Genomic DNA, 24,614 nt, shown 5'->3' with positions numbered 1-24,614 from the left:
GTCATGGGCGGCAGCGACGCACGCGCCCTCTCCCGCTCGCTGCTCGACCTGTGCCGGATGCGCAAGCTGACGATCGCGACGGCTGAATCCTGCACCGGCGGCCTCGTCGCCGGCGCGCTGACCGACATCCCCGGCTCTTCCGACGTGATCGATCGCGGCTTCGTCACCTATTCCAACGACGCCAAGCGCGCGATGCTCGGCGTCGAAGCCGGCACGCTCACGAACTTCGGTGCCGTCAGCAAGGAGACCGCGACCGCGATGGCGGTCGGCGCGCTGGAGCGTGCCGGCGTCGATCTCGCCGTCGCCATCACCGGCATTGCCGGCCCCGGCGGCGCGACGCCCGGCAAGCCGGTCGGTCTCGTGCATTTCGCCGCCGCCGCGCGCGACGGGCGCATCATCCACCGCGAGCACCGCTTCGGCGCGATCGGCCGCACCGCGGTGCGCGCCCGCTCGGTGGTCGAGGCGCTGCGCATGCTGATGGATCTGGCCCGCGGCCCGCAGCCCCAGGCCAAGCCGCGCCGTCCCGCTGCAAGCCGCCTGCGCCCGCGTGTGACGCGCTCGCCGCGCCGGCATGTGGCCAAACGACGGACGCCGCGGTCGCCGCGGGGCTGAGCACCCCGCTCACGTCTTCCGGGCAATCACGCGGATCGCGGCCAGATTGGCGCGATGCTGCTCGAACACCCGCCGCATCGCCAGCACCCGGCGCCGCGCCGCACGATCCAGCAACAGATTCCTGGCGAGCCGCAAGGCGCCGACGAGGCCCTCGTCCTGCACCAGGCGCCGCGGCCGCAACAGATGCATCGGCGCGAATTCGACTGCCTCGATCTGAAAGCCGACGCTCTCCAGCAGCCCTCTCCATCCGTCGCCGGACAACGGACGCGCGCCGACATGGATAGCGCCGGAGAGCGCGCGATCGATCTCCTGCCTTTGGCCGAACGGCATATTGTCCGGCGTCACGGCGAGCTCGTGGATGCCGTAACGTCCGCCGGGGCGAAGCAGCCGGAACGCTTCCGCCGCGATGCGGCGCTTCTGCTCCTGGGTCTGCATGCTCAGCATCGCCTCGCCGATCACGACCGACGCCGAACCTGCCGGCAAGGTCGTCCGATCGGCCGTGCCGACGATGACCGAGACGTTCCGCCTCGCCGGCAGCTGCTGCCTCGTCCACGCCGCCGCCTGCGCATCGCGCTCGACGCCGACATAGGTTCGCGGGCCTCGCGCCAGGATCAGGCGCGCGGTAACGCCGAGCCCAGGCGCAAACTCGACGACATCGTCTTCGGCGCCGATCACCAGCCCGTGCAGCAGCGCGCGCGTCAGGCCAAGTCCGCCGGGACGCAGCACGCGCTTGCCGAGCCGGGCCAGCAGCCAATGGCCCGGCATCTTCGCCACGTCGAGATCGCCTCCGGGCAGCTCGACCGGTGGCATCGTGTGGTCTGCAATCATGGGAGTCTCCTTCAAGTTAGAACCGCGCCCGGATGCCGCCGTAATAGCCGCGTCCGTCGCCGGGGATGAACGCGGCCTGGTCCGGCCGCGCCTGATCGACGATCAGGGTCGATGCGGCATAGTTCGCGTCGAACAGATTGGTGACCTCGCCGAACACCGAGAAGCGCTCGCTGATCCGGTATTCGGTGCGCAGATCGGCGACCACGAACGGATCGGCAAACAGCGTGTTCATGTTGTCGACCGGCATGTGGCCGGGGCTCCAGCGCACCACGCCTTCGAGCTTCCAGGCGTCGGTCGCCTGATATTGCAGGACCGCGTTGACGAGATGCGGCGGCGCGCCGGCGAGCCGGTTGTTGCCGCGCAGCGGATCGTTGTCGAAGCGGAAGTCCTGGTAGGTGTAGGCGACGCGGCCGGTCAGCCGCTGCGCGATCCTGACGCCGAGGCCGAGCTCGACGCCGAGATGCGTGGTGCGGTCGGCATTGAACGCTGCCATCAACGCGCCGGTGGAGTCGCGCAGGCTGAGCAGCTCGTCGTCGACCCAGGAATAGTAGCTGACCGCGTCCCACGACAGGATGCCGGCGCGGCCGCGCCAGCCGCCCTCAACGGTAGTGGCGGTCTGGGTCTTCAGATTGGGCGTCGCGAACGCCGCTGCGACGAGCACCGGATTGCCCGGCGTCGGCCGCCCCGGGCTGCTGTTCGGCGTCCCGTTGATCGTCGCGAGCAAATCGTCATGTGACGGCGGCTCGAAGCTGCGGCTGACCGCGGCAAAGACGGTCTGGCCGGGCACGGGCCGGAAGGTCACGCCGAGGCTGGGGCTCCACGCCGAATAGCTGCGCGCATAGCTCGAGCTCTGCGTCGGCACTGCGCCGTTCGGCAGCAGCATGGTCGGATTTGCCGGATTGTAGGCGATCGTCGGCCGCGTCGCACTCCGGTAGACGTCGTCAGTGTCGCGCGTGGCGTAGCCATAGGCGATCGCCGGCGACACGGTGATCCGGTCCCAGATCGGTAGATTGAGGCCGCTATGCAGCGCCAGCGTCGTCGCATCGAGCCGGCTCTCGCCGAACTTGGCGCCGGTCTGCCCGGCCTGGTTGATGAAATTCTCCCGATCCGCCGATCCCACCGAATATTGCGCGGTCGTTTCCACGAGCGGCAACGCCGCCGCGCTGTCGGGCTTGTAGGCGTAGCGGAACACGCCGGTCGCATCGTCACCCTGCGTGGCGCGGACGCCTGAGGAGATCGGAAAGCGGAACATGTCGTCGGTGTGGGTATAGCCGAGCGCGACGTCGAACAGATGCGCGTCGAACGTCGCGGTGGTTCGCGATCCCGCCACGAACTGCTCGGCCTCGCGGCGCGGCCTGTCGCGCACCACGTTGGGCCCCGGATTGATCGAGGTCGACGGCGGGATGAAGGTCGGCCCGGCAAACACCTGCCGCGGATTGGCCTGCATCGCGCTCTTGGTCAGCGGTCCCGCCACATCGAAGCCGAGATCGGTGTAGCCGATGAAGAAGCGCGTGCTGACATTCTCGGACAGCACGGCGCCGACATTGGCATTGAAACTGCTGCGCTCGGAGCTGTTGTAGTCGCGAAAACCGTCACGACGGCTGAAATCGGCCTGCACCAGCGCGTCCACATTGTCTTTCCTGCCGCCGGTCTGCGCGCTGGCATTGATCTGGCCGAAGCTGCCGCCGCTGATTGCGGCCTGCGTGCCCGGCGAGGACGATCCCGTCGGCGACACGAAGTTCAGCGCGCCGCCGAGCACGGTGGCGCCGAGGCGGTTGGCCATGTAGCCGCGATAGACCTCGATGGCCTCAGCCTGCTGCGGATTGGCGAAGCCGACGATGTAGGAGCCGTCGGCGCGATTGATGGGCAAGCCGTTCTGCAGCACCAGCAGCCCGCGCTCGACCGGATTCTGCTGCAGGCCGGAGCCGCGGATCTGGATGCGCGGCTGGTCGTTGCCGCCGAAAAAATTCTGAACCACGACACCGGGAACACCGCTGAGGGCACGTGACACGGTCGGATTGCCCGTGGGTGAGAGATCCTCGCGCCGGACCAGCGCGACGCCGCCTGCGAGCGCTTCGAAGCGCTCCTGCACCGATGCAGCCGGGGCAGCATGCCCCGCAACCTCGTCGCCGGAATTGTCACCGCTGCGAGATTGCGGCTTGGCGGCGCCGCGCCGCGCCGCGACCCGCTCGCGAGATGCCGCCGGGGGCTTCGCCGCGCTCTTCGGCGCCTCCACCACGACAGGATCGAGCTGGACCGACGCGCCTGGCGCCGCCGATTGCGCCAGGCAAGCCTCCCCGGCGAGGGCCGGCAGCAGCAAGCCGGACGCTGTCCAGGACAACAGCACCGCATCCTTCGTTCTCCATGCGCGCCGCGAGCGCCCTCGCCCCAACGACGGATTCTTCATCTTGCTTCCCAAGTCCAGCCCCCACTCTCCACGCGGCGATGTGGTACGCCGTCGCGATCACGCGCGAACCTCGCCGCGCGCGGTCGGGATCTGGTTGCGCTGGAGCAAACAGCGCTCAGCTTGGAATTAGTTTCGTTCCAACTCGCTTCGGCTGAGGCGGCTATGCCGCCGCCAGCAGCGCGCTCGCATGATCGAGCACCCGCTGCCTGACCGCATCAGCATCTGACGGATTCACCCTTGCGCTGACCGTCAATTCCACGACGGGCGCCGCGGGATCGGCGGCGATCACCTTCGACACATTGACCGACGGTGCGCCGCCCTTGGCGATGCGGGGATCGTCGCGCAGCTGTTTCAGGATCTGGTCTGCCAGCGCGTTGGCCGATCCGGCCCTGACCGGAAACGCAACCTTGACCTCGCCCGTGCCGGGATAGGCGCTGCGGTTGATAATGGCCGCGCCCCACACCTGCCCGTTAGGCAACAGGATCTGCGTGTTGTCGGGCGCGACCAGCTCGGTCATGAACAGCGACAGCGACTTTACCTTGCCCGCCTTGCCGGCGACCTCGACGTCGTTACCGATGTGAAACGGCCGGAACAACAGCAGCATCACGCCGGCGGCGAGATTGGAGAGCGTGCCCTGAAGTGCCAGACCAATGGCGAGCGATGTCGCGCCCAGCACGGCAACGAGGCTCGCGGTCTGAATGCCGAACAGCTGAAGCACGGCGATGCCGACCACCGCCAGCACGCCGTAACGTGCAAGGCTGCCCACGAACAAAGTCACGAGCGGGTCGACGCGGTGCGTGACGCTCAACAGGCGCGTGACGAACCGCTGCATGGCGCCCGACAGGTACCAGCCGATCGCGAGCAGAAGGATCGCGTAAATCGCGTTCAAGCCATACAGGACGAGCGAGGCTTTCAACGTGTCGAAATTGATGGTCATGGCGGCTCCAACCCGGACAATCCGTTGCAAACTCACTGGGGCGCGAATTGATCCCGAAAGGAACACGGTCCCGTAGGGCGGGTTAGCGAAGCGTAATCCGCCGCGTCTCTCTCCTCGGTGTCTGGCACGGCGGATTACGCCTTCGGCTAATTCGCCCTACGCACCTACAAGCCGTTGCGTTGCCCGACGGGCAAAACACGCTAGCCGTAGGGCAAGGCGCGCTGGCGAAAAGATTCGCCTTTACAGAATTTCGGCTTTGTCGCATTGTCTCGCCACCTCACCCCGGTCAGAGGGGCGTATCGCGATCGTCACGAAACGTGGGGTAAGCTGCGGTGGACGTTCGTCACATCGGCGCGAGAGGCATTGCAGGGCGGGCAACCGTGAGCGACGGCCTATCGCGCACACGACCGGTGTGATCTGCGTACGGCAAAACCGTGTCGTCCTGACGCCCGGGGTCTGTGCGTCAAGTCTTGCGGTGATGTGTGGTGCCCGACCGGGTGCGCACGTCAGTCATCTGCAAGGCGACGGGGGCAATAGTGCATCGCTCCCCGGGGAGAGCTCGGCATAAGCCGTCAAACCACTGCGCAGGGAAGGCCGGGTTGTCCTGGCTACACCTGTATGCCGCTGTGCAGCCTCTTGTCACGCAGGATTCGCACAGTGGACCGCGGGTGCCAGCCGGCACCCGGTCTTCCCTGCGCCCTCTGACATCTGAGGGCGACATGACCAATGCAGGACTCGGGCAGGAACTGTCGCGAGACCGCAGCGTTATGCTCAGTTTTCGAAAAAAGCACGCAAGTTTGTCCAATTCGATCGGAATCGCGAATGCAGACGGCGCGACCAAACGTCATCACGCGTCTCCGATCTTGCGCGAGAAAATATTGGCGCAATAATGCCGCTCTACGTTGTGAGCCGGAATCAACCGGACCAGCATTTGGAGGGCGACGAAATTGTTCGCTCGCGCCGCGGCTTCAGTCGCCGTAACCATCACCTTGGCCACCATTGATGGTGCGGCCGCACAACCGGCCAACCAGCCTCCAGACACGATGGCGGCGCGGGTCGAGGCTTGCACGCCCTGTCACGGCAACAAGGGCGAAGGCACCAGCGACGTCTATTTCCCGCGGCTTGCCGGCAAGCCCGCCGGCTATCTCTACAATCAGCTGCTCGCCTTCCGCAGCGGCCGCCGCAAATATCCGCCCATGAACTATCTGCTGGAGTTTCTGCCCGATCCGTATCTGGAGGCAATGGCGGAATATTTTGCCGGCGAGCATCCGCCGCTACCGCAGCCGGCGCCGAGCGAGGTCAGCAAGGACGTGCTGGCGCAGGGCGAGCTGCTCGCCACCAGCGGCGATGCCAGCCGCAACATTCCGGCCTGCGTGAGCTGCCATGGCCCGGGACTCGCAGGCATGCAACCCGGCATCCCCGGCCTGCTTGGCCTGCGCGCCAATTACATCAGCGCCCAGCTCGGCGCCTGGCGCTACGGCACCCGCACGGCGAAATCGCCAGACTGCATGCAGCAAGTCGCAGGCCATCTGACCGAGGCGGACGTCACCGCGGTCGCGGCCTGGCTCGCGACACGAGCGGCGCCCACGAACCCGGCCCCCGTGCCGAAAGGCACCTACGCGCTGCCTTTCGGCTGCGGCAGCCAGCCCAACTGACGAGGCGGATGATGGGCTCGAAACTGTCGACCGCACTGTTATCGATCCAGCTCCTTGCCCTCGCCGCGCTCGCCACGGCCGCGCAGGCGCAGGACAAGAGCAGCGACATCATCGCCCGCGGTGAATATCTCGCCCGTGCCGGCGATTGCACGGCGTGCCACACCGCGCCGGAAGGCCGCCTGTTCGCCGGCGGCCGCGCCATGCCGACGCCGTTCGGCACGCTCTACACCTCCAACATCACGCCGGACCCGGATACCGGGATCGGCAAATGGAGCGCCGACGACTTCTACAAGACCATGCACAGCGGCCGTTTCCCGGACGGCGGGTTGATCTATCCTGCCATGCCGTTCGCGTCCTACACCAAGGTGACGCGCGCCGACAGCGACGCGATCTTCGCGTATTTGCGCTCGATCGCGCCGGTGAGCCAGAAGAACAAGCCGCACGAATTGCGCTTTCCCTACGATAACCGGCAGCTCATCCTGGGATGGCGCACGCTGTTCTTCAGCGAAGGCGAGTTCAAGCCCGATCCCAAGAAATCGGCGGAATGGAATCGCGGCGCCTATCTCGTCGAGGGCCTCGGCCATTGCGGCATGTGCCATTCGCCGATCAATGCGCTCGGCGGCACCTCGCAATCGGATGCCTTCAAGGGCGGCCTGATCCCGATGCAGAACTGGTACGCGCCCTCGCTGACGTCCAATCGCGAGGCCGGCCTCGGCGACTGGAGCATCAAGGACATCACCGACCTGCTCCAGACCGGCGTCTCCATGCGCGGCGTGGTCTACGGCCCGATGGCCGAGGTCGTGCACAACAGCCTGCAATATCTCAATGACGAGGACACCCGCGCGATGGCGGTGTACCTCAAGGGCATTGCGGAGCCCTCGCCTCCGCCGCCGGCAAGCTCGACGCTGCCGACCACCGAAAGCAGCCTGCTGATCAGCCTCGGCAAGACCGTCTACGACAAGCAATGCGCGAGCTGTCACGGCACGCAGGGCGAAGGCAAGCCGCCGCACTGGCCGCCGCTCGCCAACAACCAGTCGATCGAGATGCAGTCCGCGGTCAATCCGATCCGCATGGTGCTCAATGGCGGCTATCCGCCGGGCACCAAGGGCAACCCGATGCCCTACGGCATGCCGCCGTTCGCGGGCCTCCTGTCCGACAACGAGATCGCCGCCGTCGTCTCCTACATCCGCACCGCCTGGGGCAATCGCGGCACGCCGGTCTCGGCGCGCGAGGCCAACGAGCTGCGCTCCGCACCGCTGAACTGAGAATCACATGATCAACTCCGACCCGCCGACCAGCCCCGCGAGCGCCGACCAGGCAGTCGAGGAGGTCGTCGCGCAAGGCCCGTCCGGCGCGATCGTACTCGCCGGCATCGCCACCGCCTGCGTGGTCGCGATGTGGCTCGCCTTCTATCTGTTCGTCTTCCTGCCCCGCGGATCGCTGCAATGAGCGCAGAGGAAACTCATCACAACAGCGCCGAGGTCGCCGCCCGCGTCGAGCGGCGCTGGGCCACCATCGCCGTGATCATCATCGTGATGATGGCGCTGCTGGCGGCATTCGCCGGCATCCATCGCGCGACCATGCCGCAGCCGCGCGTCGAGATCACCGATCCCTCGCGCCTGCATCTGTCCGGCGAATTCGTCGAGAGCAATCTCGGCAGCGTGCTGGAGGCCAACGGCAATGTCACCGTGCGCGCAATCGGCCAGCAATATTCCTTCACGCCAGCCTGCATCGTGGTGCCCGCGGATACGCCGATCACGCTGCGGGCCACCAGCGCCGACGTCGTCCACGGCATCCTGATCCAGGGCACCAACGTCAACACCATGCTGGTGCCGGGCTACATCTCCGAGCAGCTGATGCGCTTCGCGAAGACCGGCGACTATCTGATGCCCTGCCAGGAGTTCTGCAGCTTTGGCCATGAGGGCATGTGGGGCAAGGTCAAGGTGATCGACAAGACCGAATTCGCCGATCGCGCGAAGGGTGGCGGGAGGCTGAGCTGTGTTGGTCAATAGGAAGCTCATCCTCGCCCATTTCTGGCTGGCCTTCGCCGTATTCGGCATCGCGCTCACGCTCGGCGCCTGGCAGATGTTCATCCGCAGCCCGATCGGCACCTGGCTCTCCAACCCCGAGCTCTATTACCGCTCGCTGACCGCCCACGGCACGGTGATGGGCTACGTCTTCCCGACCCTGGTGGCGATGGCCTTCGGCTACGCCATCAGCGAGTCCGCGCTGCAGCAGCGCCTGGTCGGTGTGCGCTGGGCCTGGGCCGGATTCTGGTTGATCGTCGCCGGCAGCGTCATGGCGGTGATCCCGATCGCGCTCGGCCGCGCCTCGGTGCTCTACACCTTCTATCCGCCGCTGATCGGCAACGTCTTCTATTATCTCGGCGTCGTCCTGGTCGTGGTCGGCTCCTGGATCTGGGTCGCGCTGATGTCGGTCAATCTGCGCGTCTGGCGCAAGGCCAATCCCGGCGCGCCAGTGCCGCTCGCCATGTTCGCCAATGTCGCGGGCTCCTACCTCTGGGCCTGGACCGCGGTCGGAGCCGCGCTCGAGCTGCTGCTGCAGATCATTCCGGTTGCGGCAGGCCTCAAGGCCACCATCGATGCCGGCCTCGCCCGCGTCTTCTTCTCCTGGACGCTGCACGCCATCGTCTATTTCTGGCTGATGCCGACCTACATCGCCTATTACACCATCGTGCCGCGCGCGATCGGCGGCCGCGTCTATTCCGACTCGATGGCGCGGATCTCCTTCATCCTGTTCCTGGTGGTGGCGATGCCGATCGGCATGCACCACACCTTTGGCGATCCACAAGTCGGCGCCGGCTTCAAGTTCATCCATTCAGCCTTCACCGCACTGGTCGCGCTGCCGACGCTGCTGACCGTGTTCACGATCTGCGCCTCGGTCGAGATCGCGGCGCGGCTGCGCGGCGGCCGCGGCATGTTCGGCTGGATCGGGGCCCTGCCCTGGGACAACCCGATGATGCTGGCGCTGGCGTTCTCCTTCGTCATGCTCGGCTTCGGCGGCGCCGGCGGCCTCATCAACATGAGCTATCAGCTCGATGCCTCGATCCACAACACGCAGTGGATCACCGGCCATTTCCACCTGATCTTCGGCGGCGCCATCGTCATCATGTATTTTGCGATTGCCTATGATCTGTGGCCGCATCTGACCGGCCGGGAGCTGATCGATCTTCGTCTGATGCGCACCCAGCTCTGGCTGTGGTTCATCGGCATGATCGTGACGACCTTCCCGTGGCACTGGGTCGGCATTTTGGGCATGCCGCGCCGCATGGCCTATTTCGATTTCGGCGATCCCGCGATCGCGCCGCAGGCGCTCTCCGTCACCCTCTCGGCGATCGGCGGCTTCATCCTGCTGGCCTCGGGCATCATGTTCATCGTCATCCTCGCGCGCGGCATGCGCGCGCCGCAGGCCGACGCCGGGCCCTATCGCTTCGCGCTGGCCGTGCACCAGCCGACAACCGTGCCGGTCGCGCTCAACACCCACGCGCTGTGGGTGGCGCTGATGATCGGCCTCACGCTGACGAATTACGGCTATCCGATCCTGAATCTGGCGCTGAGTTCGGGCACCTCGGTGCCGGCCGTCTATGTGGGGGCGCAGTGATGAGCACGCGCGACCTCTTCACCTTCCGCAACAGCCATTTCAGGACTGGCGTCGGCATCACCGCCGCGATCTTCGTCGTCACCGCGATTGCCGGCTTCATCGTGCTGCCGTTCGCGCAGCCCTGGGTTCAGTTCGCCAATATCTGGGACGCGATCTGCAGTGCCGCCGGCGTACCGCAGCGTGCGGCCGGCGTCACGGCGCCCGAACAGGCAAAACGCCTGTCCGGGGTCGTGCTGACCTCGAACACGTTGTCACGTCCGAGCCAGGAGGCGATCGGCCGCGGCGCGACGCTGGCGCAGCGCTGCGCGATCTGTCACGGCCCGACCGGCGTCAGCCGCGCGGACTCACCCAATCTCGCCGGCCAGTATGCGGCCGTGATCTACAAGGAGCTGCACGATTTCCGCTCGGGTGCGCGCACCAATGCCGTGATGTCGCCGTTTGCGGTCAACCTGACAGACCAGGAGATCGCCGATCTCTCGAACTATTACGCCTATCTGCCGCGGCTTCCGGCCTATCACCCTACGCCACAACTGCCGAAACCCAACATCGTCATCTACGGCGCGCCGATGCGCGGGATCGCGCCCTGCGGCTCCTGCCATGGCAGCCTCGACAACAAGACCGGCAGCCCGTGGCTGGAGGGACAGTCCGAGGCCTACATGAAGGCGCAGCTTCACGCCTTCGCCTCCGGTGAACGGCGCAACGACATCAGCCAGCAGATGCGCAACATCGCCCGCGCAATGACGCCGCAGGAGATCGAGCAGGCCGCGGCGTATTACGCCTCGCAGCCGCCGGATGTGGTGAAGGCGGTGGATTGAAGTCGATTCTCGTAGCCCGGATGGAGCGAAGCGCAATCCGGGACGGTGCTTCGACGCGCGAACTGCCCCGGATTACGCTTCGCTCCATCCGGGCTACAGGCGATCGACACCTACGACGACGCCAGCTTCCGCCCGTAAATCGCGTTCGCCCGTTTCTCGAACGCCGTCGAGAAGCGCGCGAAGGCGGCGTCGAACATCGAGCCCATCAGCAGCGCCAGCATGCGGCTCTTGAATTCGTAGGACAGGAAGAAACCGACGTCGCAGACGCCCTCGCCTTTGGGCTCGAACGTCCAGCGATTTTCCAGATTGCTGAAAGGACCTTGCAGATATTCGACCAGGATCTTCAGATTGGCGCGGTCGAGGCTCACGCGGCTGGTGAAGGATTCCTTGACCAGCTTGAACGACACCGTCATGTCGGCGATCAGCACCTCGGTGCCATCAGGCTTGGCCATGCGCTGGCGCACCTTCAGCGCGCTGCACAGCGGCACGAATTCCGGGTAGCGCTCGACGTCGGCGACCAGATCGAACATCTCGGAGGCGCTGTGATTGACACGGCGCTTGCTCGAAAATTTGGGCATGGCGGTTCAGCGGGCCGTCGCGGCCCGCGCGGCCTTCAGTCTCGCAAAATCCTCGCCGGCATGATGCGACGAGCGGGTGAGCGGGTTCGCCGACACCATCAGGAAGCCCTTGGTGTAGGCGACCTTCTCGTAAGAGGCGAACTCGTCCGGCGGCACGTAGCGCATCACGGCGTGGTGCTTGCGGGTCGGCTGCAGATATTGGCCGATGGTCAGGAAATCGACGTCGGCCGAGCGAAGGTCGTCCATCACCTGCTGCACCTCGTGGCGCTCCTCGCCGAGGCCGACCATGATGCCGGACTTGGTGAAGATGGTGGGATCGAGCTCCTTGACCCGCTGCAACAGCCGGATCGAATGGAAGTAGCGCGCGCCCGGCCGCACCGTGAGATAGCGCGACGGCACGGTCTCGAGATTGTGGTTGAAGACGTCGGGCTTGGCGGCAACCACCACCTCGAGCGCCCCCTCCTTGCGCAGGAAGTCCGGCGTCAGGATCTCGATCGTGGTCGTGGGGCACGCGGCGCGGATCGCGCGGATGGTCTGGGCGAAGTGCTCGGCGCCGCCGTCAGCGAGGTCGTCGCGATCCACGGAGGTGATGACGACATGGGCAAGGCCGAGCTTGGCGGTCGCCTCGGCGACGTTCTCAGGCTCGGCCGCATCCAGCGCATTGGGCAGGCCGGTCTTGACGTTGCAGAACGCGCAGGCTCGGGTGCAGGTGTCACCCATGATCATGAAGGTGGCGTGCTTTTTGTCCCAGCACTCGCCGATGTTCGGGCAGCCGGCCTCCTCGCACACCGTGTGCAGGCCGTTGGACCGCACGATGTTGCGGGTGTCGGCGTAGCCACGGGTGTTGGGCGCGCGCACGCGGATCCAGTCCGGCTTCGGCGGCGAAGCGGAGTCAGGACGATTCACCTTTTCGGGGTGGCGCGGGCGCAGCGGGTTCGTGATGGTATCGACAATAACGACCATGGGATGTCCGGTCTGTTCAGGTCCTACCTAGTCGGTCTCGCCCCGCATCGCAACCCGGCTCGCGCCCCTTCAGGGAACATGGCAGATATGGGCAATATCCTGCTCTGTTCTCAGGCGATTCTCACCTCGAATGGCTCCAGTATTGAAGACTTCCACCCCGCGGCTCGGCAAGCTGCTCAAGCGCGGCTTTTTCGACCGCGACGTCAGCGAGGTCGCCCGGGACCTGATTGGCGCGACCATGCTGGTCGACGGCGTCGGCGGCGTCATCGTCGAGGTCGAGGCCTATCATCATACCGAGCCGGCGGCGCACTCCTACAACGGGCCGACGCCGCGGAACCAGGTGATGTTCGGCCCGCCGGGCTTTGCCTATGTCTATCGCTCCTACGGCATCCACTGGTGCGTAAACTTCGTCTGCGAGGAGGAAGGCTCGGCGAGCGCCGTGCTGATCCGCGCGCTGGAGCCGACGCACGGGATCGCCGCGATGCGCCGCCGCCGTCATCTCCAGGATGTGCACGCGCTGTGCTCGGGCCCCGGCAAGCTGACCGAGGCGCTCGGCATCACCATTGCGCACAACACCCTGCCGCTGGACCGGCCGCCGATCGCGCTGCATGCGCGGACGGACGATGTCGAGGTGGTGGCCGGCATCCGGATCGGCATCACCAAGGCCGTCGAGCTGCCCTGGCGCTATGGCGTCAGGGGCTCGAAGTTTCTGAGCAAGCCGTTCCCGAAGTGACGGTCATTCCGGGATGGTCCGAAGGACTAGACCTCAGGTGCGCAATTGCGCACCGGGGAATCGCGAGATTCCGGATTCGATGCTGCGCATCGCTCCGGAATGACAACGAGATCACGACGCCTGCTTCAGCCGCTCCAGCGCCTCGAGCAGCTTGGCCTTGCGCGCGAGCGCGGCCTCGCGCTTTTCGCGCTCCTCCTCGACGACCTCCTCGGCCGCGTTGGCGACGAACTTTTCGTTCGCGAGCTTGGACTCGGCGCGTTTGATATCGGCGTCGGCCTTGCCGATCTCCTTGTCGAGACGCGTGCGCTCGGCAGCGACGTCGATCACGCCCTTCAGCGGCAGCGCGGCCACTTCGCCACGGATGAGGAGCTGAACCGCGCCATCAGGCGCGCGGTCGGCGAAGGAGATGTCCGACAGCCGCGCCATACGCTTGATGACGTCGGTCCAGCGCGGCGCCCGCTCCCGGGTTTCGGCGGAAGCCCCGACCAGCACCAGTGCCGTCAGCGTTGCCGGCGGAATGTTCATCTCGGCACGCACCGAACGGATCTGCGTGATCAGATCGATCACCCAGCCGATCTCGGCCTCGGCCTTGGGATCGGTGAAGTCGGCGTGGTCGAAGATCGGCAGCACCCAGGCCGGCGAGACGAGTGGATCGGTCGTCCCCGTCGTGGCGGCGAGCATCGCCAGCTGCTCCGGCGTCGGCTCAGCCGGCTTCAGCGGCCATGGCGCCAATGCGAGCAGACCGTCGCGCTTGGCCGTCACTTCCCACAGCTCCTCGGTGATGAAGGGCATGAAGGGGTGCAGCAGCTTCAGGATCTCATCGCGCGCCCAGGCGACCATGGCGCGGGTTTCGTCCTTGGCCGGGCTGTCCGGGCCGAGCAGCACGGGTTTTGCGAGTTCGACATACCAGTCGCAATAGACGTTCCAGACGAAGCGGTAGATGCTCCCAGCCGCATCGTTGAAGCGATAGGCTTCGATGGCCTCGGTCACCTCGCGCGTGGTGTGCGCGCTCTCATGCGCGATCCAGCGGTTCAGCGTCTCCTTGGCCTTCGCCGGCTCGAAACCCTCGGGCACCGCGCAATGGTTCATCTCGGCGAAGCGGGACGCATTCCAGAGCTTGGTCGCGAAATTGCGGTAGCCCTCGACGCGGCTGGTGGCGAGCTTGATGTCGCGGCCCTGCGCGGCCATCGCAGCCAGCGTGAAGCGCAGCGCGTCCGCGCCGTATTCGTCGATCAGGTTGAGCGGATCGATGACATTGCCCTTCGACTTCGACATCTTGGCGCCCTTCTCGTCGCGGACGAGGGCGTGGATGTAGATCGTCGAGAACGGCACCTCCTTCATGAAGTGCATGCCCATCATCATCATGCGGGCGACCCAGAAGAAGATGATGTCGAAGCCGGTCACCAGCGCATTGGTCGGGTAATAGCGCTGCACCTCGGGGGCATCCTCGGGCCAGCCGAGCGTCGAGAACGGCCACAGCGCCGAGGAGAACCAGGTGTCGAGCACGTCCTCGTCGCGGGTGATGAAGCCTTCGCGCTTGATGCGGTCGAGCGCCATCTCGCGGCCCTGCTCGGCCGTGATGACCTCCTGCTCGACGTAATAGCCGAGCGCGTGGCTGACGGCCTCCTCCTCGGTCTCGGCGACGAACACCTTGCCATCGGGGCCGTACCAGGCCGGGATCTGATGGCCCCACCAAAGCTGGCGCGAGATGCACCAGGGCTGGATGTTATCCATCCACTCGAAATAGGTCTTTTCCCAGTTTTTCGGCACGAACGACGTCTCGCCCGACCGCACCGCCGCGATCGCGGGTTTTGCCAGCGTCTTGGCGTCGACATACCATTGGTCGGTGAGGTACGGCTCGATCACGCTGTTGGAGCGATCGCCGTGCGGCACCATGTGGGTGTGCGGCTCGATCCGCTCGACGAAGCCGAACGATTCAAGCCGCTCGACGATGCGCTTGCGCGCAGCGAAGCGGTCGACCTTGTGGAATTCCTCGGCGAATTGCGAGGCGCCTTCCGGCAGATCGCGCAGATAGTCCTCGTTGTCGAGGAGATCGAGGCAACCTTCCCTGTCGATCACGCTGATACGGCGCAGGCCGTGGCGATTGCCGACCTCGAAATCGTTGAAGTCGTGCGCCGGTGTCACCTTGACCGCGCCAGAGCCCTTCTCGGGGTCGGAATAATCGTCGGCGACGATCGCGATCTTGCGGCCGACCAGCGGCAGGATCACGTTTTTGCCGACCAGCTTCAGATAGCGCTCGTCCTCGGGATGCACGGCAACGCCGGTATCGCCGAGCATGGTCTCGGGGCGCGTGGTGGCGACGACAATGAAGCTCGAGGGATCCTCAGGATTGAACGTCTTGCCCTCGATCGGATAGCGCAGATACCAGAGGTGGCCCTTCACCTCGGTCTGCTGCACCTCGAGATCGGAGATCGCGGTCAGCAGCTTGGTGTCCCAGTTCACCAGCCGCTTGTCCTTGTAGATCAGGCCGTCGCGATGCAGCTCGACGAACACCTTGATGACGGCCTTCGACAGGCCCTCGTCCATGGTGAAGCGTTCGCGCGACCAGTCGCAGGAGGCGCCGAGCCGCTTGAGCTGGTTGATGATGGTGTCGCCGCTCTCGGCCTTCCACTGCCAGACCCGCTCCAGAAACTTCTCGCGGCCCATCTCGCGGCGGCCGGGCTGCTGGCGCTCCATCAGCTGCCGCTCGACCACCATCTGGGTGGCGATGCCTGCATGGTCGGTGCCGGGCTGCCACAGCACGTCGCGGCCGCGCATGCGCTCGAACCGGCACAGGATGTCCTGCAGCGTGTTGTTGAGGGCGTGGCCCATGTGCAGCGAGCCCGTCACGTTCGGCGGCGGGATCACGATGGTAAAGGGCACGGCGTCGCGGCGGTCGGGGCGGCCGGCCTTGAAGGCAAGGCTGTCCTCCCACACCACGGACATGCGGGCTTCGATATCGGCGGGCTGGTAATTTTTCTCGATCATGGGGCTGTTAGAAAGCCGCGTGTGCGGGTCAAGTCAACGGGAAGCTCAGCGGCAAAGGCTTTCCCGCCCGGTCCGCAGACCGAATATGCCTCAGGAGCAGGGCTTTATCGGGGCCGCAGGGCCGTATCAGCGCCCGCCGCGCGAGACCCGCTCGATTTCGGCCTTCACGATGCGTTCAACGAGGCCCGGCAAATTGTCGTCGAGCCAGGATTTCAGCATCGGACGCAGCATCTCCTTGACCAGATCCTCCAGCGTCCGCGCGTTGCTGCTGAGCACCGTATGAGCCAGGGAGTTGAAGGCGGATTCGACCGCCGAGACGGTCGACTGCGCGAGCATGGGCTGCTGCGGCGGCAGCGGCGGGGCATCGAAGTCCACCGGCGCGTAGGACGGCGCCGGCGTCGGGCGCGGCGGCGGCGATTCGGTGAATTCGAGATCGTCACGCGGCTCGACCTTGCGGAAGCTCGGCGGCGGCGGAGGCGGCGTCGGATCCATCGCCATCTCGTCGGTCAATTCGAGCACGTCGGGCTCAGGCTCGGGCTCCGGCTCGCGGACCTCCGGCGCGGTTGTGGCCGTATCCAGCCCCGCCAACAGCGCGTCGATGTCGTCCTGGCTGTTCGGTGATGCCTCCGCCGCAGGCGGTGGGGCCGCTGCCGGCTTTGCGGCCGGAGGTGGCGCAGGTTTTTCAGCGGCAGGCTTGGTAGGGGCAACCTTGGAGGGCGGAATGTCGTTCATCGCCTGCGGCTTGGGTGCGGGCGCAGCAGGAGCTGGCGCGGGCTTTGCGGCCTCTGCCGGCGGCGGCTTGGCCTCATCGTCGGCAATGATGCGCCGGATCGAGGCCAGAATCTCCTCCATCGAGGGTTCTGTGACCTTTGCAGGCTGCGTCATCTCCGACTCCACATCATCAACGCCCTCGCATGCGTTGTTTTACACCAAGCACGACAGAATTGGCCGGTTCCGGATGGGCGGCCCGACATTTTCGTCGCGGCAGCCCGACTTGTCCCCAGATCACGGCTCAACGTGCAGCGGTGCGCCCCTGCCCCCGGCACTCAAGCTTTACGCACACGGCATCACTGCGAGGCGAATCGACCCGCATCGTCTTGGCAAGGCTATGTCAGGGATTTTGATGATTGCAAGCAAAGCGCCGGTCGGCCTAGGCAATTCATGAGGCCGACCGGACGAGTACGGGAATCAGCGCCCGTCAGGCGTACGCACGCCGGCCCAGCTATCGCGGACCTGATGGTAGTGAACGCTGGGATCGTAAACCGTGGTCGCAAGGCCGAGAACCTGCGGCGCCAGACGGCCGACGGCGGCGAGGACGTTATAGGATGCAACAACCCGGTCGTGCTGCGCAGTCACCAGCGCGACGCGCGCATTGACCAGCGCCTGCTGCGCGTTGAGGACGTCCAGGGTCGTGCGCTGACCGGCCTTGGCCTCTTCGCGCACGCCATTCAGCGCGATCTCGGACGCCGTCACCTGCGCCTGCGCGGACTGCACCTGTGCCTTGCCGGCCTGCAGCGAACCCCACCACTGCACGACGGTCGCGCGGGTCTGATCCCGCGTGTTTTCGAGGTTGAGACGTTGCTGCGCCAGGTTTTCCTTGGATTGCCGGATCAGCGAATATTCGCTACCGCCCTGATAGATCGGCACCGAGACCTGCGCGATCGCGGAAGCGCTGAGCGAGCGGTATTGAATCAAAGATTGTTCGTAGGCCTGGGTCACCCCCGCCTGCAGGGTGACCGTGGGTAGCAGAGCGCCCTCGGCAACCTTGACCTGCAAGAAATTGACGTCGATGCCGAACATCGCGGCGGTGACGTTCGGATGCTCGACGAGGCCGAGTTCGACCGCGGCAGCGAGCGTCGCGGGCAGGAAACGATCCACCGGCGAGCCGGGTGCCAGATTCGTCGGCTCGTTGCCGATGATGCGGCGGAAGTTCGCGCGCGTCGTGGTGAGATTTGCTTCCGCGGTCAGGGCCTGCGTCCTGCCAGCCGCCAGCTGTGCTTCCGATTGTGCAACGTCGGTTCGCGTCACTTCGCCGACGTTGAAGCGGTCACGAGTCTGCTTGAGCGTCTGCTCGAGCACCCGCACGTTGCTGCGCTGGACTTCGAGCGTCGCCGAGTCGCGCAGATAATCCATGTAGGTCGTGGCGGCCAGGAGCAATATGCTCTGATCGAGGCTGCGCAGCGCTTCGCGGGAGCCGGAAACCTGACTCTCCGCGGCGCGCGTCCTGTTGGCAGTCTGGTTACCGTTGTAGAGCGTCTGGGTGGCAGTCAGTCCCACGCTTCGGGGATAGCCTTTACCGTTAATCGGATCGCTGTTGGACGCACTTTTGAAGTCCGAGTACTGAATGCCCCCGCTCGCCGTCAGCGAGACCTTCGGGCGATATCCCGAGAGCGCCTGCGGCACGTTTTCGTCAGTCGAGCGCACCTGGGCGCGCTGTGCGTTGAGCTGTGGATTGTTCTGATAGGCGCGCACCAGCGCGGACTCGATCGTGTCCGCCAAGGCAGGCGTCGGCCCGGCAAGCGCGAGCAGCAGGACCGAAACCGCAGCTCCGGTGAAGAGCTTTACCCCATGCATCCCAAAAATTCCGTTCATTCTAACGCCCGGCTCGTGCCCGCGAGCTGGGTTACCGTCTACGAGTGGAGTCGTTGCCCCGCCGCAACATAAGACGCGGTCAAGCGCGACGGAACTACCTGAGGGTAGTTCTCGGTGGAAACTCTTCACGTGCAGCATCCCGGCCACACTTCTGATTCAGAACGGGATTTTATCGCGTTTTGGGCCGTCAGAACACAAAGGCAGCGGCCCGTTCCAACCCGGGAAGGACCGGAGCGGCAGCGTCGAACAGGGCCCGATGGCCGAATTCACCATGGGTATGGGTCACGATTATGGCACGCGGCGGCCTCGATTCGGCCGACACCCCAACCAGACGCCCGCCCTCCTTCAGCTGCCCGAGCAGCGCTTCCGGCACGACCTCAGTCGCCCCATTGAGGATGATCACGTCAAAGGGAGCGGCGGACGGATCGCCTTCGGCGCAGGCTGCGGCCTTGCAGGTGACGTTGGCAAGGTTCAGGGCGGCCTTGGCTTTCGCGGCCAAAGCCGAATCGCATTCGGTGGCGGTGACCTGGCGTGCAAGCTTGGCGGTCAGTGCGGCGAGGTAGCCCGTGGCGCAGCCGACCACCAGCACGTTGTCGCCCTCGCCGATCTCGGCGGCCTGGAGCAGCTTGCCGGTCAGCTGCGGCTTGATCAGGAACCGCTTGGCCGCGCCTTCGCTCACGTCGAGGTCGAGGTCGAGATAAGCCAACGCCTGCCGGTCGGCCGGCACGAAGGCTTCCCGCGGAACCGTGAGCATGGCATCGAGAACACGGCGGTCAGTGACGTCATTGGTGCGCACCTGGCCATCGACCATTTTGAGGCGCGCGGTCGAGAAACCGGACATTTGCGGACCCTGCAAGGCGGACGATGCCGCGGACGAAATTCGCGGCATCTTTGGAGCATGCACGGCCAAAACGCAACACGGCCGTTAGCCTGCGCAGCTAAGGCCTCCGCATGTTACCGCGTCAGGGTCGGGACGGATTATTCGATGGCCACCGCAAGGCGGCCGATCAGAGCGGCGACCTCATCCAGCCGCGCCGAATCGGGCGTCTCGACCGCACGCGCCAGACAGGCGAGGCATTCGTCGTCGCTGAGCTCGGGAATGTCGGCCGGCAGAATCGAGGGGGCCATATGGTCGACCTGGATGTCTGGCATGGGAATCAGCTCCGTTAAGATCCGGCTATCGCGAAGCTCGATTTCAATTGAGTCGATTTGGCGCCGTCCGCATGGCGTGACGGGGCCAACCCACACACATCTGCTTGAATGCGATTCCCAGCCGGGATCGCGAAAGCGCGGTTCAGATGGCACGGCAACAAGATTGCACATCGCGCGAGAATGCGCTCGTAACCCGTTGAATTTGCGGAAGGATTTGGCTCCCCGGGCTGGATTCGAACCAGCGACCATCCGATTAACAGTCGGATGCTCTACCGCTGAGCTACCGAGGAAAAGGCGAACCAGTCGTTCGCGCGCGGCTGCGTATAACAAAGCCGCTTGCGCTTGCAAAGGACGAATTCGTCATCATCCGCAATGCGCCGGAGGAAGGCTGGGATGCCCCCTCCTCCGGGCCATGTCGGCCAAAGGCTACTCGGCGAGGAACGAGGTGGTCTTGGTGCCGGGATCGTAGCGCAGCCGAAGCGCGGTCATCTTGCAGAGGTTGACGTTTTTCCAGAGCACGGCTTCGTCGTAGTTCTGCCAGTCGACGCGGATGTTCCAGACGCAGCCCTCGTCGTCCTCGTCGAACTCGACATAGGTGCTGGCCTGGTTCTGCAAGACCTTCTCGAGCTCATTGTCCCATTCGTCCAGGCCATCGTCCGGCGCGTTGAAGCCCAGGAATTTGATGGCATAGCCGGTCTCGTTGACGACGGTGACGTTGCGGGCATCGGCCGCGAACGAGGGCACGGCGGCGATCGAAAGGCCGATCGCGATCAGTCCAGACAGAAAATATTTCATATGAAATTCCCCGATCGAAACAGGCTTCAGCGCCTGGCGTCGATCGGCGCAGGCGCCGCGGCAACCAATGTCGTTGCCTTGGAAGATCCGTCCGGAGTGCGATCGAAAGGTTCAAGACGATCGATCGTCACTCCGGCACGTTGCGCGACGCGAGACGCGCTCAGCCTGTTTATCGATTCGAATTCTCCGCAGCAATGAACGGGCATTCATAGATCGGCGGTGTTCGTCTTCTCTGGTGCCGGCGCGGGCACGGCGGCGCCGTTGCTCTTCCCGGTCACGGTGCCGACCAGCGCCTTCACGGGATCCTCGCCGGGCGCAAAGCCGCTCTGGCGCAGGATCTCGTCGATCATCGGACGCAGCGCGTGCACCTTGAGCAGCTCGCCGGCGAGGCCCTCGCCGAAGCCGACATTGCCTCCACTGGTGCCGTTGCCGCCGAACGCGCCGCCGGTGTGCAGGATACGGACGTCCTTCAGGTTGGCGATGGGCTTGACCATCTCGGCCAGCGCCGACGGCATCGTCTCGATCCGCTTCTTGGCGATCTCGAAGTCGATGACGTTGCTGCCGAGCTTGTTCTGCGCCTCGTTCTTCATGGTGATGACGGCCGCTTCCGCCTCGCCGATGTTGCGCACACCCACGGCCTTGATCTTGTTGGACTCGGCTTCCGCGGTGGCCAGCGTCTTCACGGCCTCGGCGCGATCGAGCGAGGCCTTCTTCTCGGCTTCGGCCGCGACGATCAGCTCCGTCGATTTGCGCTCGGCCTCGGTCCGCGCGGCCAGCACCTGGGTGAGACGGGCACGATCGGCGACCTCGACCGCGCGTGCGGTCACGACCTTTTCCTCCGCGGAGACCGCGATCGCTTCGGCGGTCTTGGCCTCGGCAACGGCCTCCGAGGTCTGCTTGCTCTTGGACGCGATCTGGATCTCGTTCTCTTGGGTCGCGATCTGGATCTCGCGCTGGGCGTCGGTCTTGCGCTTGTTGATCGCCAGATCCGACTCGATCACCGCGGTTTCCTTGACCTGCTTGGCGCCCGCCTCCTTCTCGGCGACCGCCCTGTCGGTATCGATGCGGGCATTCTCCTCAGTGAGGCGCGCGGTCTGCGTCGCGGTTGCGACCTCGGCGCGGGTGCTCGCGGTCTTGTTGGCGATGTCGCGCTCCTGCGACAGCTCGGCCTCCTTCTTGGTCCGCTCGATGCCGAGGGTCTGCTGCCGCGCCTCGAGGTCCTTCTGGGCGATCGCCACCTCGTTGTCGCGCACGATGGCGTTGCGGTCACGCCGGCGCGTCTCGGTGACGGTCTTGAGCTGGGTGAGACCTTCGGCGTCGAAGAAGTTTTCCGGGTTGAAGAACTTGACGTCGGTCTGGTCGAGCTTCGTGAGCGACACGGATTCAAGCTCGAGGCCGTTGGATTTGACGTCGGATTCGACTGTCGCCTGCACATGTTTGACGAAGTCCGAGCGCTTCTCCTGGAGTTCGAGGATGCTCATGGTCGCCGCCACCGAGCGCAGGCCGTCGACGAATTTCGCCTCGACCTGGTTGCGCAGGGCTTCGGCGTCATTGGTCAGTGCGCCCAGCGTCTGGCTCGCAAGCGCGATACTCTCATCGTCGGGCCGGACGCGCACATAGAATTCGGCGACGATGTCGACGCGCAGCCGGTCCTTGGTGATGAGGGATTCCCGCTCCTTGCGTTCCACGGTGAGCCGAAGCGTTTTCAGATTGACGCTGGCATAGGAGTGGAAGATCGGCAGGATCATGGCGCCGCCGTCCAGCACGACCTTCTTGCCGCCGAGGCCGGTGCGCACGAAGGCCTCGTCGCGGGTGGCGCGCTTGTAGAGGATGGTGAAGACGATCCCGAGGACGACGATCAGCGCGACGCCGATCATGGCCGGGACTGCGATGTCGAACATGATGCTCTCCGATAATGACTTGCTAGCTGTTTAGAGTGGGCTTGGAAGGTTTGAGTTCATCGTCGGCCTTGACCGCCACGAAGCGGGTGCCGTCGCGATCGACCAGCAGGACCATCGTTCCCTGTGGCAGGGGCGATGACGCCGGCGCCGCAACCGCCCAGACGAAATGGCGGTTGCCGTGGACGTCGGCGACGCTGACCTTGCCGGGCGGCCCCTGGTCGAGCGGGCCGATGACAACCTCACCGATGCGGCCGACGAGATCCCCTAAGCCGACGGCATAGCTTTCATCCTTGGGGATGACCCGCGCGATCGCCCTGCTGGCAGCGCGGACCACCGGAACCGAGATCACGACGGCCCCCACCGAGGCCACTGTTGCCGGCAAGGGCCCCGCAACCATTCGCGCGATGTCCTGGATCAGGAAGCCGGTGATGGAGAAGGCGCCGAGCAGCAGCAACAGGAAGATCAGAAGCGGCACGCCGCCGACATTGATCCAGGAAATGGCGTTGATCACGCCATTGTCGCTGGGGTGACCGAAATCGACGTTGGTCCCGAGCATTTCGCTCAAGGAAGCCCCGACCAGCATCGAGACCACTTCGATCGAGCCGACGATGAGGATCATGGCCGCCGCGATCGCGAACGGCCTGACCTCCGGCGACATGACGTGTTCGAGCAGAGCGCTCATGACACGACACTCAGGAGCGCGACTTCAACCGCGCGAGCCTCGCCGCAATTTCCTTGTCGCGATGCAGCGTGCTGAGCTCGTCGATGTCGCTCGAATAGGGAATGCCCGGCGGCACGCCGGTGGCGCGTGCCACCGCCCTGCCCGCCCGCAGCGCCTTCGCTGCAGCAGAGCCGCCGCCCTGTTTTCGGGATGACGTCGAGGCCTGATGGCTCGCGGCCGCCTCGCTCTTTTCGAGATCGGCACGGCGCTGCTCGGCGTCCTGCAGCGCAGACAGCACCGCGCGCAGCGAGGTGATGCATTGCTCGATCTTCTCGTTGTTCTCGTCGATGGCGCGGGAGAGCACATCGAACTGGGCCTCCAGATCCATCTGGCGCGCGATGCCGGCGCGGGCGAGATCGTCGCGGCTGTCAGCGATCGCGCCCTCGATCTTGGGCGCGAGATCGGCCATCTCGCGCTCGATCTCGGTGCGGCGCGCGTTGAGGCGATATTCCTCGGCACGCGCAGCGGCGAGCGCGTCGCGCGCTTCGCTCTCGGCGCGTTCGATCTCGCGGATGGCCTGGCTGACCACTTTCAGCTTGTTCTTGCCTTCGGCCTGCTCGATCGCGTCATAGGCGATCCCGGCGATCAGGCGCCCGACCCGGGACAGGAAGTTTTCGGGAGCGGCAGCGATGGTATCCATGGCGTTCTCCTCCTCTGGCAGATTGTTCGGCGTGACGCCGTAGTGAACTTCAAAGCCGTCGTCGGTGCGGATGAGGCGAGCGGGCACGCTCTGCCCCCAGCCCTCGGCATAGCCGGCATAATCGAAGGGCACGCTGAAGCGCCCTTGCACGGTCGCGATCGAAATGGTGGCCGGGCCCTTGATCTTGGCGAGCTTGTCGTCGAGCGGCAGACGGCGGCCCTGTGCCGCGCGATACTCGGCGCGGTCACGCAGGCCCAGCGTCACCAGGCGCGAGGGCAGCGCGGTCTGTTTGCGGATCGGGTCATAGGCGTGGGCATGCAGCAGGACGACGTTGGAGCCGACATTGTGGCTCCGCGCGACCTCATCGAGGATCTCCATCATGCGGTCATAGGCCTGGAAGGTCGCCTCCAGTGCAGCCTTGGCGGCCGGGTCGGGGGCAAGCCTGTAACGCAGCGCGGACGGCGCGTTTCGGGGCGACTGGCTCATGGAAAGCACTAAAGCACCATTTTGGTGCTTTAGGAAGAGGAGGCCTGATCACGTTTCCCTGATCCTCATGCACGCTTACTATTAGTCGTTGTGCCCGGGACGCACGTTCAAGCCGGGCGTTCACCCCTAGATCACACCCGATCAAGACTTCTTGCACGCGCGGGTTGCAATTTGAGGCGAAATGCAGAGA

Annotated in this window: 22 protein-coding genes and 1 tRNA gene; 8 read left to right on the top strand and 15 right to left on the bottom strand. The window is 65.4% G+C overall.

Going from position 1 to position 24,614, the window contains the following annotated elements; translation table 11 throughout:
- Positions 1-3: 3 nt before the first annotated feature.
- Positions 4-612, top strand: coding sequence for a CinA family protein (locus tag GGD66_RS03710; RefSeq protein ID WP_092258255.1), 609 nt, complete (start codon positions 4-6; stop codon positions 610-612).
- Positions 613-621: 9 nt separating this feature from the next.
- Here the strand turns inward: GGD66_RS03710 and GGD66_RS03705 are convergent, their stop codons facing one another.
- The 3 genes from GGD66_RS03705 to GGD66_RS03695 form a co-directional block, all read right to left on the bottom strand.
- A complete protein-coding gene (locus tag GGD66_RS03705) occupies positions 622-1,440 on the bottom strand; it encodes a class I SAM-dependent methyltransferase (protein ID WP_244550684.1) in 819 nt (272 codons plus the stop codon).
- Positions 1,441-1,456: 16 nt separating this feature from the next.
- Entirely contained in the window at positions 1,457-3,787 is a 2,331-nt protein-coding gene (locus GGD66_RS03700) for a TonB-dependent receptor (RefSeq protein ID WP_312014092.1), read from the bottom strand.
- A 220-nt stretch (positions 3,788-4,007) separates the two neighbouring features.
- Positions 4,008-4,784 (bottom strand): mechanosensitive ion channel family protein, encoded by a 777-nt coding sequence (locus GGD66_RS03695; protein WP_092258263.1) that lies wholly within the window; start codon positions 4,782-4,784, stop codon positions 4,008-4,010.
- Positions 4,785-5,731: 947 nt separating this feature from the next.
- Between GGD66_RS03695 and GGD66_RS03690 the strand changes: the two genes are divergently transcribed.
- From GGD66_RS03690 to GGD66_RS03665, 6 genes are read left to right on the top strand one after another with little or no spacing between them, the layout of a single operon-like run.
- Entirely contained in the window at positions 5,732-6,439 is a 708-nt protein-coding gene (locus GGD66_RS03690) for a c-type cytochrome (RefSeq protein WP_183256897.1), read from the top strand.
- 8 nt (positions 6,440-6,447) lie between these two features.
- Positions 6,448-7,704 (top strand): cytochrome c, encoded by a 1,257-nt coding sequence (locus GGD66_RS03685; protein WP_092258269.1) that lies wholly within the window; start codon positions 6,448-6,450, stop codon positions 7,702-7,704.
- A 7-nt stretch (positions 7,705-7,711) separates the two neighbouring features.
- Complete coding sequence (locus GGD66_RS03680) at positions 7,712-7,888, top strand: hypothetical protein (protein WP_018320427.1); 177 nt, start codon at positions 7,712-7,714, stop codon at positions 7,886-7,888.
- Positions 7,885-8,451, top strand: a complete 567-nt coding sequence (locus tag GGD66_RS03675; RefSeq protein ID WP_092258272.1) for a cytochrome C oxidase subunit II — start codon at positions 7,885-7,887, stop codon at positions 8,449-8,451. Before GGD66_RS03680 ends, GGD66_RS03675 begins: the two co-directional genes overlap by 4 nt.
- Positions 8,438-10,060 (top strand): b(o/a)3-type cytochrome-c oxidase subunit 1, encoded by a 1,623-nt coding sequence (locus GGD66_RS03670; RefSeq protein ID WP_092258276.1) that lies wholly within the window; start codon positions 8,438-8,440, stop codon positions 10,058-10,060. Before GGD66_RS03675 ends, GGD66_RS03670 begins: the two co-directional genes overlap by 14 nt.
- Positions 10,060-10,875: a cytochrome c gene (locus GGD66_RS03665; RefSeq protein WP_177237181.1), complete on the top strand. Its 816-nt coding sequence runs from the start codon at positions 10,060-10,062 to the stop codon at positions 10,873-10,875. The genes GGD66_RS03670 and GGD66_RS03665 overlap by 1 nt, the downstream gene beginning before the upstream one ends.
- A 110-nt stretch (positions 10,876-10,985) precedes the next feature.
- On the opposite strand, the gene GGD66_RS03660 is transcribed toward GGD66_RS03665, so the two are convergent.
- Positions 10,986-11,453 carry a type II toxin-antitoxin system RatA family toxin gene (locus GGD66_RS03660; protein ID WP_183256896.1) on the bottom strand — a complete coding sequence of 156 codons (468 nt, stop codon included), beginning with the start codon at positions 11,451-11,453 and terminating at the stop codon, positions 10,986-10,988.
- A gap of 6 nt (positions 11,454-11,459) precedes the next feature.
- Positions 11,460-12,416: a lipoyl synthase gene (gene lipA, locus GGD66_RS03655; RefSeq protein ID WP_183256895.1), complete on the bottom strand. Its 957-nt coding sequence runs from the start codon at positions 12,414-12,416 to the stop codon at positions 11,460-11,462.
- Positions 12,417-12,546: 130 nt separating this feature from the next.
- Here lipA and GGD66_RS03650 point away from each other — a divergent pair, with 130 nt between their 5' ends.
- Positions 12,547-13,149: a DNA-3-methyladenine glycosylase gene (locus GGD66_RS03650; RefSeq protein ID WP_183256894.1), complete on the top strand. Its 603-nt coding sequence runs from the start codon at positions 12,547-12,549 to the stop codon at positions 13,147-13,149.
- A 111-nt stretch (positions 13,150-13,260) separates the two neighbouring features.
- Here GGD66_RS03650 and GGD66_RS03645 read toward each other — a convergent pair whose 3' ends face one another.
- The 10 genes from GGD66_RS03645 to GGD66_RS03600 form a co-directional block, all read right to left on the bottom strand.
- Complete coding sequence (locus GGD66_RS03645) at positions 13,261-16,137, bottom strand: valine--tRNA ligase (protein ID WP_183256893.1); 2,877 nt, start codon at positions 16,135-16,137, stop codon at positions 13,261-13,263.
- 126 nt (positions 16,138-16,263) lie between these two features.
- Entirely contained in the window at positions 16,264-17,022 is a 759-nt protein-coding gene (locus GGD66_RS03640; protein WP_183256892.1) for a PopZ family protein, read from the bottom strand.
- Between the two features lie 303 nt (positions 17,023-17,325).
- Positions 17,326-18,711, bottom strand: a complete 1,386-nt coding sequence (locus GGD66_RS03635; RefSeq protein WP_018320418.1) for a TolC family outer membrane protein — start codon at positions 18,709-18,711, stop codon at positions 17,326-17,328.
- A 205-nt stretch (positions 18,712-18,916) separates the two neighbouring features.
- Positions 18,917-19,570 carry a protein-L-isoaspartate O-methyltransferase gene (locus GGD66_RS03630; RefSeq protein ID WP_092258300.1) on the bottom strand — a complete coding sequence of 218 codons (654 nt, stop codon included), beginning with the start codon at positions 19,568-19,570 and terminating at the stop codon, positions 18,917-18,919.
- 137 nt (positions 19,571-19,707) lie between these two features.
- Positions 19,708-19,881, bottom strand: coding sequence for a hypothetical protein (locus GGD66_RS03625; RefSeq protein ID WP_018320416.1), 174 nt, complete (start codon positions 19,879-19,881; stop codon positions 19,708-19,710).
- Between the two features lie 215 nt (positions 19,882-20,096).
- Positions 20,097-20,171 (bottom strand) — tRNA-Asn (locus GGD66_RS03620).
- Between the two features lie 136 nt (positions 20,172-20,307).
- Positions 20,308-20,676: a hypothetical protein gene (locus GGD66_RS03615; RefSeq protein ID WP_092258303.1), complete on the bottom strand. Its 369-nt coding sequence runs from the start codon at positions 20,674-20,676 to the stop codon at positions 20,308-20,310.
- A gap of 206 nt (positions 20,677-20,882) precedes the next feature.
- Positions 20,883-22,577 (bottom strand): flotillin family protein, encoded by a 1,695-nt coding sequence (locus tag GGD66_RS03610; RefSeq protein WP_183256891.1) that lies wholly within the window; start codon positions 22,575-22,577, stop codon positions 20,883-20,885.
- 22 nt (positions 22,578-22,599) lie between these two features.
- Positions 22,600-23,259, bottom strand: a complete 660-nt coding sequence (locus GGD66_RS03605) for an OB-fold-containig protein (RefSeq protein WP_183256890.1) — start codon at positions 23,257-23,259, stop codon at positions 22,600-22,602.
- A gap of 10 nt (positions 23,260-23,269) precedes the next feature.
- Entirely contained in the window at positions 23,270-24,433 is a 1,164-nt protein-coding gene (locus GGD66_RS03600; RefSeq protein WP_018320412.1) for a PspA/IM30 family protein, read from the bottom strand.
- Positions 24,434-24,614 lie beyond the last annotated feature (181 nt).

Origin of the sequence: Bradyrhizobium sp. CIR48 (genome assembly GCF_014198315.1) — a bacterium.
Classification (GTDB): Bacteria; Pseudomonadota; Alphaproteobacteria; order Rhizobiales; family Xanthobacteraceae; genus Bradyrhizobium.
The sequence above is the reverse complement of the archived record's forward strand: the minus strand, read 5'-3'. Positions and strand labels throughout refer to the sequence as shown.